Source organism: Neobacillus sp. S1227 (assembly GCF_055385255.1).
Window position 1 is genome coordinate 1,292,501 of record NZ_AP038276.1, and the last position, 13,091, is coordinate 1,305,591.

A 13,091-nucleotide genomic window follows, 5' to 3' on the forward strand; every position below is an offset into this window, starting at 1 on the left:
TAGTTTTGAGGGAATGAAAAATTTTTGAATTTCCTCTTGCAAAATATGAAAAAGATATTATAATAAAATAGTGTCTGATAAATGGTCTGGCGGTAATGGCGAGAAGGTCACACCTGTTCCCATCCCGAACACAGAAGTTAAGCTTCTCAGCGCCGATGGTAGTTGGGGCGAAAGCCCCTGTGAGAGTAGGACGCTGCCAGGCTGTTATATTATTCCGCAGTAGCTCAGTGGTAGAGCTATCGGCTGTTAACCGATCGGTCGTAGGTTCGAGTCCTACCTGCGGAGCCATTTATGGAGAGCTGTCCGAGTGGCCGAAGGAGCACGATTGGAAATCGTGTATACGTTAACCGCGTATCAAGGGTTCAAATCCCTTGCTCTCCGCCATTATAAACTTTTTTTAAAACGGCCCCTTGGTCAAGCGGTTAAGACACCGCCCTTTCACGGCGGTAACACGGGTTCGAATCCCGTAGGGGTCACCATTTAACGGAGGATTAGCTCAGCTGGGAGAGCATCTGCCTTACAAGCAGAGGGTCGGCGGTTCGATCCCGTCATCCTCCACCATAATATTATCGCGGGGTGGAGCAGTCCGGTAGCTCGTCGGGCTCATAACCCGAAGGTCGCAGGTTCAAATCCTGCCCCCGCAATTCGGTCTGGTAGTTCAGTTGGTTAGAATGCCTGCCTGTCACGCAGGAGGTCGCGGGTTCGAGTCCCGTCCAGACCGCCATTTATGATAGCTCAGCAGTTCAGCCGGTAGAGCATATTGCTCACATCATCGAATAAGCTTCTGCAGCAATCTGTGAGAAAGAACTTATCTGGAATTAGTTATAGGAAATCATTTAAATTTGGCTCAGTAGCTCAGTCGGTAGAGCAAAGGACTGAAAATCCTTGTGTCGGCGGTTCGATTCCGTCCTGAGCCACCATATTGATTCAATTTTGCCGGTATAGCTCAATCGGTAGAGCAACTGAATCGTAATCAGTAGGTTGGGGGTTCAAGTCCTCTTGCCGGCACTTGCAAGCAGCAAGTGCATATATAGATGGAGGGGTAGCGAAGTGGCTAAACGCGGCGGACTGTAAATCCGCTCCCTCAGGGTTCGGCGGTTCGAATCCGTCCCCCTCCACCATTTTTAGGGGTATAGTTTAAAGGTAGAACGAAGGTCTCCAAAACCTTTGGTGTGGGTTCGATTCCTACTACCCCTGCCAATGCTGTAATGGCGGTTGTGGCGAAGTGGTTAACGCATCGGATTGTGGTTCCGACATTCGTGGGTTCGATTCCCATCAGCCGCCCCATTAACTTTCTATTGATGAATTAGTGAAAATGTTGTATTATTGGGCTATAGCCAAGCGGTAAGGCAACGGACTTTGACTCCGTCATTCGTAGGTTCGAATCCTGCTAGCCCAGTCAATATGCGGAAGTAGTTCAGTGGTAGAACACCACCTTGCCAAGGTGGGGGTCGCGGGTTCGAATCCCGTCTTCCGCTCCAAACAATATGGCGGCATAGCCAAGTGGTAAGGCACAGGTCTGCAACACCTTTACCACCGGTTCGAATCCGGTTGCCGCCTCCATATTATGCCGGTGTGGCGGAATTGGCAGACGCGCACGACTCAAAATCGTGTTCCGTGAGGAGTGTCGGTTCGACCCCGACCACCGGTATCAAAAAGCACTCAATATATATGTGAGTGCTTTTTATTTTGCGTAAAGCTAGGCCAGCTGCATGGCATGAGTAGCTGGCCGGAAATAAAAACTGCTCTAATAACAGGATTAAATTTATAGCCTCGCTATATGCGACTGAACATTTTGGAATATCACTTGATCGGTTGCGTATAACATTTCAATGTGCCTCTACGCTTAAAAAAGCTTTCCTTTTACTAGATTAATCACTAACTCACTCCTCTTTTTAAAGCCCTATTCAACTCAAATCATTCTATTAATTATTTTAATAATATATGAACAAAATATACCAATGCTTTCTGCGGAGATAGATGGTTACAACACTATATACAATCGGGAAGGGAACCCGTACATAATGTTTCAACGCATCAGGAGGTAAAAATTGCACTATATTATTTCACTCATTGGTATTCTAATTGTCGTGTTTGCTGCTTGGTTAGCAAGCTCGAATCGAAAAAAGGTAAAATTTATACCCATTATTGTGATGATTGCTATTCAACTAACCTTATCCGTATTGCTGTTAAATACTGAGTTTGGCTTTATCATCATCCAGGGTATTTCAAAAGTATTCAGCAAATTGCTTGACTATGCAAATGAAGGAGTTTCCTTTGTGTTTGGCGGAATGGCGAATAAAGGAGAGGCACCATTCTTCTTAACCGTGCTGCTGCCAATAGTCTTCATTTCTGTATTAATAGGAATCCTTCAATATTTGAAAATTCTCCCGATCTTTATGAGGGGAATCGGATGGCTGTTAAGTAAGGTGAATGGCATGGGAAAGCTGGAATCGTATAATGCGGTTGCATCGTTAATGGTCGTGCAATCGGAGGTTTTCATTACGGTAAAAAAGCAACTGGGCATGCTTTCAAAAAAGCGTCTATATACGCTCTGTGCTTCGGCCATGTCGACTGTATCGATGTCGATTGTAGGGGCCTATATGACGATGCTGGAGCCGAAATATGTAGTCACAGCTTTAGTTCTAAATTTATTCGGCGGTTTTATCGTTGCATCGCTCATCAATCCTTACGAGGTAAAGCCAAGTGAAGATATTTTGGAGATTCAAAATGTGGAGAAACAGACCTTTTTCGAAATGCTGGGTGAGTATATCCTGGATGGATTTAAGGTTGCTGTTATTGTCGGTGCGATGCTGATTGGATTTATTGCGCTAATGGCTGCCATTAATAATGTGTTTGAGTTGCTGTTCAGCATTTCTTTTCAGCAATTATTAGGGTATGTCTTTGCCCCTATTGCCTTTATTATGGGGATTCCATTATCTGAGGCAGTCAGTGCTGGGGGTATTATGGCAACGAAGCTGGTGACCAATGAATTCGTCGCAATGTTGGACTTGTCTAAGGACACTCACCACTTCAGTGACCGGACACTCGGGATTCTTTCCGTATTTCTCGTTTCCTTCGCCAACTTTTCATCTATCGGCATTATAACCGGTGCTGTTAAAAGTTTGAATGAAAAGCAGGGCAACGTGGTCGCCCGTTTCGGGTTGAAACTGTTATACGGAGCCACACTGGTCAGCATTCTTTCGGGTGCAATTGTAAGTATTATTTTATAAAACCCGAATTAGAGTTTGAGGCATTAATGAAAAACCCAGCGCTAATATGCGCTGGGGTTTTTTCTGCTGATTCCTTATCGTCCAAAAACTTTATTCCAAAAACCTGATTTCCTTTCTTCTTGTTGTTCAGATGGTGTGTTTGATGGCGGCTTCGGTTCTGACTCTTTAATGATCCCTTTTTGACGTGCGTCTTTAAGCCAGCTAGGGAACTCATTTAACAATGATTCATAAAGTTGATGATCTGGAATGTTATCGATTTCTTCAATATGCAAGAAATTGGCGTTGTCGACCACTCGACCTTCCAAAGTATCTAGTGTCCTAAGAAAATCAAAGTTCCCATTTCCGATGCCGACAAACTGCCAAAAGACCGGATACTTTGCCGAGCTTTCGATTAATGACTTAATCGACTTTTTGCAGCCGCCGTCATTGATAAACACGATATAGGCCGGGGCAGGTGAGGGATCTTCTTCAAGATACTTTTTCAACACGTCCTTCATAACAGGCAATTCTTCATTTCTTCCGAATTTATGTACTAATGCATCCTCGAGAATAATGCGATTCACATAGCCTTCAAAATCCCTTTCAGTCACAGGCTTTAACCGGGAGAATTCATTATCATAAACCCAAATATCCAACACGCCATCATCATCAAACTGAGCAGCGATCGCTAAAATCCGCTCGACCACTCTCTGAACAGTCCCGTTTTTATACAAGTTTCTCATGGAACCGGTAATATCGAGGACCAACCCGACTCGAGCAGTTACCTTTACTAAATTCTTCTTTTCTAAAACAATCTTCACTGATTTCTTCTGCAAATCGATTGTCGCCATTTCCATCCTCCTCACCCTAATCTATTATCCATTTATATTATAGTATTCTGTCAACAAAAATTGCCAATATTATCCTTTGTTAATTCTCTCATTTTGTCGAACTATTTATGTAACATGAAGTGGTAACAAGTGATATAATACAAATAACAATTAACAAAATGTTAATTAATAAAACAACAGAAATAGGTGAACGAAGCTTTGTTAAACTATGATGTGAATAAATATCGAACTCCTGATGGATATACGAGTGATATTGCCGTTTTTACGATTATTTCAACGGAAGTGGGCCCTTATAAGCCGCCTCAAAAAACATTAAAAATCATGCTGATTAAACGAGCAGAGCGGACAAAAGAAGGCTGCCCCAATATCGAGGGGGGGAAATGGGCTTTGCCCGGCGGCTTTATTAGACATGAGGAAACTGCCTATGATGCAGCTGTTCGCGAGTTAAGAGAGGAAACGGGTGTAGCAGGATTAAAAATCAAGCACTTTGGCGTATATGACCAATTTGGCCGTGACAAGCGGGGCTGGATTATTTCGAATGCCCATTATGCGATTGTTCCAGAAAATAAGCTGGTCAAAAGGAGGGCTGCAGACGATGCAGCGGAGGTAGAATTATTCTCGATGGATGAAGTGTTTCAGTTGAACCTAGCTTTTGATCACAAGCAAATAATTGACGATGCTTTGTGGTTTATCAAAAAGGATATGTCTTTAACAACGCTCGCCAAAAACTTTTTACCAAAGGAATTTGTCCTTTCTGAGCTGCAAGGGGTTTTGCTGACTGTCATGGATGAGCCTTGGCTAAAGCTTGATGCTCAATTTTTTAGAAAGGCCCCAACTCTCCCATTTATTGAAAAAGTAGAGAAGGATGGAGAGCCGCAAAAAACTAATCGGTGGTCAAAGAATAAAGCACAGCTCTACCGTTTTAATGATTTTGATCCGTATGTATCCATTTATAATGCAAAATACTAATTTTTTTCTTCGTTACAATTAACAATTTGTTAATCAATTCCTATGAAGGGGAGATAAAAGATGAAGATCCTGAAAGACTGGACCCTATTTGAAAAGCTATGGCTTGTTACGTTTACACTCGTGAATGTGTATTTGTTTTTTGTCTGGGACGATACGATTCTTGGGTTAATTACCTCCATTTCAGGCATGCTTTGTGTTGTGTTGGTCGCCAAAGGGAAGGTGAGCAATTACTATTTCGGTATTATCCAAACCGGAACCTATGCCTACATTTCTTACGGTTATGGTCTATTTGGTGAGGTCATGCTTAATGCCCTGTTTTATTTCCCGCTGCAGTTCGTTGGTATCTATTTATGGAAGCAACATAAAACGGATCACACAGTTAAAGGGGAAGAAATTCAAGTCAGTTCTTTGACGAAAAAAGGGTGGGCCATTACGCTTTCCATATTTTTGGTTATCTTTGTTCTATACGCTTACCTGCTCGAAAAAATAGGAGGCAATGTAGTCTGGATCGATTCTGCTTCAACGACATTATCGGTTATTGCCCAATTGCTCATGTTAAAAAGATTAACTGAACAGTGGTTATTTTGGATTGCGGTGAATGTGCTTTCGATTGCCCTTTGGATAAAGGCATTAATTTTACAAGATGGGAACGATGTCTCCATGCTTGTGATGTGGTCCGCTTTTCTGATCAACAGTATATACGGCTATTACAACTGGTCTAAAGTTTATAAACAGCAGAAGGGAGAAGGGGTGTTATGAAGAAGATTGGATTTTACGGTGGAAAGTTTTTGCCTTTGCATCAAGGTCATGTGTACGCCATCATCAAAGCTTCCACGATGGTCGATGAATTGTATGTGGTCTTGTCACATAGTCAAAAAAGGGATGAGGCATTATGTAAGGGAAGCAAGCTTTCCTATATTCCAAGTCGGGTCCGGCTGCGTTGGCTTTTTCAACTGACGAAGGAGATGGAACACGTCAAGGTCGTGGAAGTAGAGGATCATGACGGTGATAAGGATTACAATTGGAAGGAAGGGGCCTTAAAAATAAGCGAGGTGATCGGGAAGGAAATCGCTGTGGTATTTAGCTCTGAAATCGACTATGACGCGATTTTTAAAGAGCTCTATCCTAAGGCTGAACACATCTTGATTGATGAAAAAAGGGAACAATGTCCCATCTCGGCAACGCAGATCAGGAATAAAGGAGTCTTCCATTATTGGGATTACATACCTGACGTAGCGAAGCCCTATTTCATTAAAAAGGTCGTCATTTTAGGGACCGAAAGCTGTGGGAAATCAACACTTACGAGGAATCTAGCGCTCATCTATAATACGACTTATGTAAAAGAATACGGTAGAGAGTACTGTGAAGATTTAGGAGGCTGTGATGGAGTTATTTTAGAGGAGGATTACCCAATCATTGCCTATGGACATAAACTGAAAGAATATGAAGCTATTAAACAGGCAAATAAAATCGTCTTTATTGACACTGAAGCCGCGGTCACTCAATTTTACTCCGAACTGTATAACAAGAGACATCAACAGGTCTTGGATGAAATCGCCCGGATTCAACAGTATCATCTATGCCTATTTTTAGAGCCTGACGTCAAATGGGTGGATGACGGATTAAGGGTACATGGAGAACAAACGGTCCGAGAAGAAAATAATCTCCGTTTGAAGGAATTATTAAAAGGAAACGGAATCGAATTTGTAAGCATCAGCGGGACCTATCAAGAACGGTTGGAAAAATCGATTGAGATGATAGGTGGAATGTTTGAGAGAGTATAGGTAATTATTTGGTTTAGGAAATCGCCTGTTAAGGGACTCCTTCGGTTTATGGCGTCAAAACTACCTGGGCTGAGGTCACTTTTCGGTCCGGGCGTAATGAAGCCCCTCATAACCACCTGAACGAAAGGTCACAATCCCGTTCGGGCGTTATAGGGCTTTAAACTAGCTTGAAACACATTTTGAAACACAGCCCACGATTACACGGCAAAAGTCGTGTAATCGTGGGCTGTGCAGGTGAAAAGTTAAGCCGAATTTTTATAAATATGAGTGATGAGGCGGGTCAAAGTTTCCTAATCTCTCTCTTTCAGTTTGCTTTTATAGACGATGATTCTGAGTGTGGCATTCGATCAAATCGAATACCACTTACAAGTAACATAGATCCAATGAATACTACACTAGCAGCTCCGATTAACGCTGTATTAAAACTTTGAGTATAAGATAATAGAATTCCAGCGATTGTTGGTCCAATCATTTGACCGGCAGCATAAATGGCGGTAAGGTAACCAATAATTCGACTGCTATTTGATGGACTCATTTGGCGTGCTAATGTTGTGGCGAGTGTGGTAATCCCCATAAAAGTTGCCCCAAATAATAATGCACTGATCATTATACTGGATTGGGTCAACCAGAAAACGGGCAGTGCAATTCCGATTGATTGGAGAATCATCGAAATCACTAATGATTTTACAAAGCCCCATTTTTTTGCAAGGGTTGACCAAACGATACATGAGGGAATTGCACCTAAACCAACAACCATCCAGACAATTGCAGGGTCAATGCTGAAAATTGAGGTCTTTTCAACAATTGACACAATAAATGTACCTGTAACAATATACCCTAACCCTTCTAGTCCATAGGCAATAATTAACCAAGGAAGCCATTTTAGGGGTGGAGCTTGTATAGTAACCATTTGGTTAGCCTTTTTTTCCTTCGTGTTTGGGGAATCTTTAAGCCAAAACCATACGAAGATAGTAAGGATACCGCCTAAAATGGCTAGCCCTATCCATACACCGTCCCACATAAATAAATCGTTAAAACTCGGTATAAAGAGTGTCGAAAAAAAGATTCCAAAGCCTACCCCTGAGTAAAAATAGCCTGCCCAATTTGTTTTTCCTGCAATGGCCAGTTTATCTAGAACAATACTTGAAGCTAATACAAAAATGAATGAACTAGACACTCCTGAAATAAAGCGAATGATGAGCATCAGAGTGTAGGAGTGAGTCAGCCCCATCAAGCAAGTGGTAATAATACTTACCGCAAGACTAATTCTTAAATAAATTGTTCTATGCTTTTTCAAAGGGAGAACTCCTGCTAAAAAAGCCCCGGCAAAGTACCCTGCATAATTGCTTGAAGCGAGGTAGCCCGCAGCTGCATCAGTAAAGGCAAGAGCCTCCTGCATGAGCGGTAAGATTGGAGTATAAGCAAACCTTCCAATTCCCATCGCAATCATTAATGAAAAAATTCCTCCAATCAAAAATAAAAAAGGATTTTTATTCAAATTTTCACCTTCAATTATAATAATTTTATTATATTTTTATCTTATCTGTTTTTAGCTGCGTGCTACAATACTAAAAATTAATGTATCGATATCACTTTTCTATATATCAAAATGATTAAACAAATAACGAGTGGAAGAGAAATAAAGCATATTACAATTAATAACGCTTGGATTCATAGATCCAAGCGTTGAAAGGTCAAGTATTAGTTTGTTATTCGGTATGCTATTTCAAATGTTTGAATAATATTCTTGCTGTTAAAGATTTTCCGTATTAATTCTTGGAATTTCTGGTTCTAGAGCCGCTGCCTCACTAGCATTAACATTATGTCGATCGTTGTTGTATCTATCTAATTGACTGTCTCTTTCTATTTGTTCGGAAGTTTTGTTTTTGTCAGCCACCATATCACCTCCTACGAATAATATGTCCAACTTTTGTCTTAAAAATAAAAATGGTTGAAGCATATAAATACACGGAACAAAGGTCTCTTGGCAAAAGTCGTGAAGCTATAGATGAAAAGTTCAGCTGTTTTAAATAAATACCGATACCCCTCGTAAATTAAATTGTCTTTTAAATTCTACTAGTCTATTTTCATTTTAAAACAAAATATCCTCAATGTTTAACCTCTTGTCAGTAAATACAAAATAAACTGTTTTCTCAGTCCTTTTTTCATTACCGTTATAAGTGAACGGTCATATTTATTGGAATTAAATTAATATCCAATGGAAATCATAAGCGCAAATGCGGGAAAAGGAGATTACTTATGACCACGGATAGAGGATTAAATCCAATGAATGTAATGAAACCACTGGGTATAAGTTTAAGTGAGTTAGATGCTGCCCAACCTTTCACGACTTTTGAAATGGGTAAACTCTGGGCTACTTATATGGGAAACAGTATGTCCATTCAAATCTTGAGTTATTTTCTTCAACATTGTGATGATGAAGATATTAGGCTGCTATTGGAAAATGGTTTAGCCCTATCCAGGGATTTCATGCAGCGGATAGAAGAATTTTTTAATAAAGAAAATTTCCCTATACCTATTGGATTTACTAAAGATGATGTCAATCTTGGGGCCCCTCGCTTATACCTAGATGAATTTTATGCTCATTATTTAAAATATGCGGCAAAGGCAGGTATGAGCCTTTACGCAGTAGCAGTTCCATTGGTATTGAGAGAGGATATAAGAGAGTTCTTCATTTATTGTAATGAATGTACTACAGTCCTATTAGGGCAAATTAATAATGTTTTAATTGAAAATAAGTTTATTCCTAAGCCTCCTATCATTCCTACACCAGATGGAGTTGATAAAATTGATAAACAAAGTTACACAACTGGTTTTCTTGGGAATGTCCGGCCATTACAGGCATTAGAAATCATTCATCTTTGGGATAACATTGAGAATAACACAACAAGTATGGCATTATTATTGGGTTTTCATCAAATAGTTCAAGATGAAAAGATAAGAGCTTTATTTAAAAGAGGTTTAGACATGACTGATAAGGCTGTAAAGCAATATAAGGAGAAACTGCACATTGAGCAAATACAATCGCCTGGTTACCTTGGTCATTTGGTTACAACTTCTACATATCCCCCTTTTTCCGATAAAATAATGCTGTTTCATAAAGTGGATATGTTCGCAATGAAGATTAGGGCATTCGGTAACTCACTGGCGGTAACTGCAAGAAGAGATATCGATATGTTATATATAAGAACACTAGTAAACATTGGCTTATTTGTCGATGACGGCATGAATATCTTAATTGATAAAGGATGGTTGGAATCTCCGCCAAAAGCTTATGACAGGACTTAAGATACAATTTAAACAGCTTGAACAACGACTAATTGATAGCTAGTCGAAAAAGAAATGTAGAAAAGGAATAGAACGATGTGGCGAATAGTATAGAAGCGTTGTTATGGAGTATTGCACTCCCAGGATTTGGTCAATTTCTAAATGGTAAGCCAATAAAAGGCATAGTTTTTGTGTTTTTAGAGTTTCTAATTAATGTTCAAAGTAATTTTAATACCATCATTATGTTAAGTTTTCAAGGAGAAATAAAAAGGGCGATTGAACAAACTAATTATCAATGGTTAATGTTTTATCCATGTTTATATTTTTTTGCCATGTGGGATGCCTTTAAAGATGCAGGTGGTGGAAAAGAAAAGCATTCTTATCTTCCGTTTGTTTTTTCAGCCTATTTTGTAACAGTTGGTTGTATTTATTCATCAAAATTGACGATTTTTGGGGTATTATTTGGACCTGTTTGGCTTCCAATATTATTTGTGATACCTGGATTAGCTGTCGGGTTAATAATAAAAAAATTGATTTAAATAAAGGATTTGCAGATGTATATATTCCAATTGCCGTATCGAACAAATAATATTTTTCAGGAGGTGATACGTGTGAAAAATATTTTAATCCTGCCCTTCATGTTGTTGTTTTTAGCTATACCAAGTGTTGTAAAAGGAGAAGAGTACAATATGAACGGTTTACAAGATGATTTGTATAATGTAACGAATGATGTGACTCAAGAACAACATTTAAAACATTTTATGCTTAATTTAATTCACAAGGATATCATTCTATCTGTAAGAGAGTTTTATAAAGATCAAAACATTTCTGGTATGGCATTTGACTGGGAGAAAAACTACAATGTTGTTGAGGTGACAGAGCCTCAAGTAACAGGCGAAAACGAGGAATATCCATTTATTGTAAAGGTGAATGTCATTCCTGCCAACGAGAAACCATTAGGGACTGATACTCTAACCTTCGGTGTGATCGTCGATAGCCATCCCGACGGGCCAGCAAAACCCTCCATTACCAGTAAGCTTTTAAAATATGAACATAAGGATTTACCAAAGGAGTAGTTATTTTACGGGTTAACTTTAAAAGTGCAAACAATGAATTATCAATGTAAACACACTGGATTTCGCAGTGTGTTTTACTTTGTTATACAAGGCTCAGAGTTAGCGAGGTTTTTACTGCCTTTTTACATCCGAAATCACAAAGTTACTCAAACAGTGCAAGTTGACCTTTTGCTTTTTTTGAAATCCCTCAGGGCTTCCAAATAAATAAAATCAGACATTTTCAATCTATATTGAATTGGGGATGTTTTAAATTAATGTTGAAATTTGATATAATTTCGAGAATAAATAATGGTTAATGTTTTGTATAGGAGACTTGAGGTATGACTGAATTTTGGGAATCAAGTTTTATAGAAAATCAAATGATGTGGGGATTTGAACCTTCAGACTCCGCCATCTTAACAAAGGAGTTTTTCCTTGAAAAGAAAGTGAAGGATATATTAATTCCTGGTATTGGATATGGCAGGAATGCAAAGGTTTTTATTGATAACGGAATAAATGTAACAGGTATTGAGATTTCAAAAACAGCGATCGATTTGGCAAGGCAAAATGGGCTTAATTTTAGTATTTTTCATGGTTCAGTAACCGATATGCCTTTTGATAACAAACTTTATGACGGGATATTTTGTCATGCACTTATTCATTTATTGAATCATCGTGAGAGAGAGGAGTTTATAAATGATTGCTATAATCAGTTAAAGCCAAACGGTTATATGATTTTTACTGCGATTTCCAAAGAAGCCCCAATGTATGGAAAGGGCCAACAAATGGGGAAAGACTATTTCGAGACAAAAGATGGGGTAACACTGTTTTTTTATGATTCTGACTCAATCAAACAAGAGTTTGGAAAATATGGACTGATAGAAATTTCGGAAATTATTGAGCCACATAAGAATATGGAAAATAAACCTCCATTTAAATTTTTAATGGTCAAATGTCAAAAAGGATTAAAATGAAAATCACAAAAAATCGCGTTGAAGAAGAATTCTACCCATAACAAAAAGAAGGAAGTCTTGGGCAGAGACTTCTTTCTTAATGGCAGGTAATTCATATGCTTGTAAAGCTATGGCTTACAATAAGATATGCTTGACTGTTTTTCCTGACAAGGCTAAATCCTATTTAAAAAGAAATAGCCACAGAATAAATGACCGTGTCTCTAAGTAAAAGGTGCAAATGTCTATTTGACAAAATAAAATAGCAAACAAAAGGTCAACTTCTTCGATTCGTGCTGAGAGTTGACCTTTTGTATTTTTATAAATGTGAAAGCGTATTATTTAATCAATAAAAGCAAGCTGCGCCAACAATGATTAAAAGAATGAACAATACAACGATTAGAACAAAAGCACCGCCTCCATAGCCATAACCGCCATAGCCATATCCGCCAAATCCGCCATATCCGAACATTATAAAATCCCCCCTTTATTAAATTAAATAAACCGACCTAGTAATAAAAGCCGCCATAGCCACCGTATCCGCCGACAAACGAAGCACCGACGATAATTAAAAGGATAAACAATACAACAATCAGCGCAAATCCAGAACCGAATCCTGCACCATCTGCCATCTATATACCTCCCTTACTTTTCGGTAGTAATAAGGTATGAAGAAAATAAAAAAGAGGGAAAGGCTTACATCCATTTTTTTGAAATTGTTAAGAAAAGGGGAAGAAGGTCTTAGCTAACTTAAAATAGCCAAAAGGAATTCGTTTGTTTTTTTATGTTTGGAAAATTGACGCTTACGCCTTCCCTGTCAGTACTCATGGGATTCTGCATTATATAATTGTAAAATGATTGTCTCTTTTCTACTTCATTTAAGAAATTTGAATTTATATACTTAATAGTCATCCCGCATAGGTTAAAAAAGAATGGCTCTTTTCTCAGAGATTGTTGCTTTTAACTATATTGAAAACACTGA

The 13,091-nt window shown here is 39.0% G+C and carries 13 protein-coding genes, 15 tRNA genes and 1 rRNA gene; 24 read left to right on the forward strand and 5 right to left on the reverse strand.

Annotated elements, in window-relative coordinates; genetic code table 11:
• The first annotated feature begins 85 nt into the window (after positions 1–85).
• From rrf to ACZ5AE_RS06565, 17 genes are all read left to right on the forward strand, one after another.
• Positions 86–202 (forward strand): 5S ribosomal RNA (gene rrf / locus ACZ5AE_RS06485).
• 11 nt (positions 203–213) lie between these two features.
• Positions 214–288 (forward strand) — tRNA-Asn (locus ACZ5AE_RS06490).
• Positions 289–293: 5 nt separating this feature from the next.
• A tRNA-Ser gene (locus ACZ5AE_RS06495) sits at positions 294–384 on the forward strand.
• Between the two features lie 20 nt (positions 385–404).
• Positions 405–479, forward strand: a tRNA-Glu gene (locus ACZ5AE_RS06500).
• Between the two features lie 6 nt (positions 480–485).
• Positions 486–561, forward strand: a tRNA-Val gene (locus ACZ5AE_RS06505).
• 9 nt (positions 562–570) lie between these two features.
• Positions 571–644, forward strand: a tRNA-Met gene (locus ACZ5AE_RS06510).
• A gap of 3 nt (positions 645–647) precedes the next feature.
• A tRNA-Asp gene (locus ACZ5AE_RS06515) sits at positions 648–724 on the forward strand.
• Between the two features lie 120 nt (positions 725–844).
• Positions 845–920: transfer RNA gene (locus tag ACZ5AE_RS06520), tRNA-Phe, on the forward strand.
• A gap of 15 nt (positions 921–935) precedes the next feature.
• Positions 936–1,008: transfer RNA gene (locus tag ACZ5AE_RS06525), tRNA-Thr, on the forward strand.
• A 28-nt stretch (positions 1,009–1,036) separates the two neighbouring features.
• Positions 1,037–1,121 (forward strand) — tRNA-Tyr (locus ACZ5AE_RS06530).
• A gap of 5 nt (positions 1,122–1,126) precedes the next feature.
• Positions 1,127–1,200, forward strand: a tRNA-Trp gene (locus ACZ5AE_RS06535).
• Between the two features lie 11 nt (positions 1,201–1,211).
• A tRNA-His gene (locus tag ACZ5AE_RS06540) sits at positions 1,212–1,287 on the forward strand.
• 40 nt (positions 1,288–1,327) lie between these two features.
• Positions 1,328–1,399 (forward strand) — tRNA-Gln (locus tag ACZ5AE_RS06545).
• A gap of 7 nt (positions 1,400–1,406) precedes the next feature.
• A tRNA-Gly gene (locus ACZ5AE_RS06550) sits at positions 1,407–1,481 on the forward strand.
• 8 nt (positions 1,482–1,489) lie between these two features.
• Positions 1,490–1,563, forward strand: a tRNA-Cys gene (locus tag ACZ5AE_RS06555).
• Between the two features lie 6 nt (positions 1,564–1,569).
• Positions 1,570–1,651, forward strand: a tRNA-Leu gene (locus ACZ5AE_RS06560).
• 400 nt (positions 1,652–2,051) lie between these two features.
• Positions 2,052–3,233 carry a NupC/NupG family nucleoside CNT transporter gene (locus tag ACZ5AE_RS06565; RefSeq protein WP_464570578.1) on the forward strand — a complete coding sequence of 394 codons (1,182 nt, stop codon included), beginning with the start codon at positions 2,052–2,054 and terminating at the stop codon, positions 3,231–3,233.
• 74 nt (positions 3,234–3,307) lie between these two features.
• On the opposite strand, the gene ACZ5AE_RS06570 is transcribed toward ACZ5AE_RS06565, so the two are convergent.
• A complete protein-coding gene (locus ACZ5AE_RS06570) occupies positions 3,308–4,063 on the reverse strand; it encodes a vWA domain-containing protein (protein WP_464570580.1) in 756 nt (251 codons plus the stop codon).
• Positions 4,064–4,261: 198 nt separating this feature from the next.
• Between ACZ5AE_RS06570 and ACZ5AE_RS06575 the strand changes: the two genes are divergently transcribed.
• The 3 genes from ACZ5AE_RS06575 to nadR are packed head-to-tail and all read left to right on the forward strand — an operon-like array spanning position 4,262 to position 6,816.
• Complete coding sequence (locus ACZ5AE_RS06575; RefSeq protein ID WP_464570582.1) at positions 4,262–5,032, forward strand: NUDIX domain-containing protein; 771 nt, start codon at positions 4,262–4,264, stop codon at positions 5,030–5,032.
• 60 nt (positions 5,033–5,092) lie between these two features.
• Positions 5,093–5,791 carry a nicotinamide riboside transporter PnuC gene (pnuC, locus tag ACZ5AE_RS06580; RefSeq protein WP_464570584.1) on the forward strand — a complete coding sequence of 233 codons (699 nt, stop codon included), beginning with the start codon at positions 5,093–5,095 and terminating at the stop codon, positions 5,789–5,791.
• Entirely contained in the window at positions 5,788–6,816 is a 1,029-nt protein-coding gene (nadR, locus tag ACZ5AE_RS06585; RefSeq protein ID WP_464570586.1) for a multifunctional transcriptional regulator/nicotinamide-nucleotide adenylyltransferase/ribosylnicotinamide kinase NadR, read from the forward strand. Before pnuC ends, nadR begins: the two co-directional genes overlap by 4 nt.
• Positions 6,817–7,120: 304 nt before the next feature.
• On the opposite strand, the gene ACZ5AE_RS06590 is transcribed toward nadR, so the two are convergent.
• A complete protein-coding gene (locus ACZ5AE_RS06590) occupies positions 7,121–8,314 on the reverse strand; it encodes a YbfB/YjiJ family MFS transporter (RefSeq protein WP_464570588.1) in 1,194 nt (397 codons plus the stop codon).
• A gap of 255 nt (positions 8,315–8,569) precedes the next feature.
• Positions 8,570–8,716 carry a hypothetical protein gene (locus tag ACZ5AE_RS06595; RefSeq protein WP_464570590.1) on the reverse strand — a complete coding sequence of 49 codons (147 nt, stop codon included), beginning with the start codon at positions 8,714–8,716 and terminating at the stop codon, positions 8,570–8,572.
• Between the two features lie 359 nt (positions 8,717–9,075).
• On the opposite strand from ACZ5AE_RS06595, the gene ACZ5AE_RS06600 reads away from it, so the two are divergent.
• The 4 genes from ACZ5AE_RS06600 to ACZ5AE_RS06615 all read left to right on the forward strand — a co-directional run bounded on the left by ACZ5AE_RS06600 (position 9,076) and on the right by ACZ5AE_RS06615 (position 12,133).
• Positions 9,076–10,125: a DUF3231 family protein gene (locus ACZ5AE_RS06600; RefSeq protein ID WP_464570592.1), complete on the forward strand. Its 1,050-nt coding sequence runs from the start codon at positions 9,076–9,078 to the stop codon at positions 10,123–10,125.
• A gap of 77 nt (positions 10,126–10,202) precedes the next feature.
• Positions 10,203–10,643: a hypothetical protein gene (locus ACZ5AE_RS06605; RefSeq protein ID WP_464570594.1), complete on the forward strand. Its 441-nt coding sequence runs from the start codon at positions 10,203–10,205 to the stop codon at positions 10,641–10,643.
• A 72-nt stretch (positions 10,644–10,715) separates the two neighbouring features.
• The gene (locus ACZ5AE_RS06610; protein ID WP_464570596.1) at positions 10,716–11,180 is read left to right on the forward strand and encodes a hypothetical protein; all 465 of its coding nucleotides are present in this window, start codon (positions 10,716–10,718) and stop codon (positions 11,178–11,180) included.
• Positions 11,181–11,500: 320 nt separating this feature from the next.
• The gene (locus ACZ5AE_RS06615; RefSeq protein WP_464570598.1) at positions 11,501–12,133 is read left to right on the forward strand and encodes a class I SAM-dependent methyltransferase; all 633 of its coding nucleotides are present in this window, start codon (positions 11,501–11,503) and stop codon (positions 12,131–12,133) included.
• A gap of 322 nt (positions 12,134–12,455) precedes the next feature.
• Here the strand turns inward: ACZ5AE_RS06615 and ACZ5AE_RS06620 are convergent, their stop codons facing one another.
• Both ACZ5AE_RS06620 and ACZ5AE_RS06625 read right to left on the reverse strand, forming a co-directional pair.
• Positions 12,456–12,581, reverse strand: coding sequence for a YjcZ family sporulation protein (locus ACZ5AE_RS06620; protein ID WP_464570600.1), 126 nt, complete (start codon positions 12,579–12,581; stop codon positions 12,456–12,458).
• 37 nt (positions 12,582–12,618) lie between these two features.
• Complete coding sequence (locus ACZ5AE_RS06625) at positions 12,619–12,741, reverse strand: YjcZ family sporulation protein (RefSeq protein ID WP_464570602.1); 123 nt, start codon at positions 12,739–12,741, stop codon at positions 12,619–12,621.
• Between the last annotated feature and the right edge of the window lie 350 nt (positions 12,742–13,091).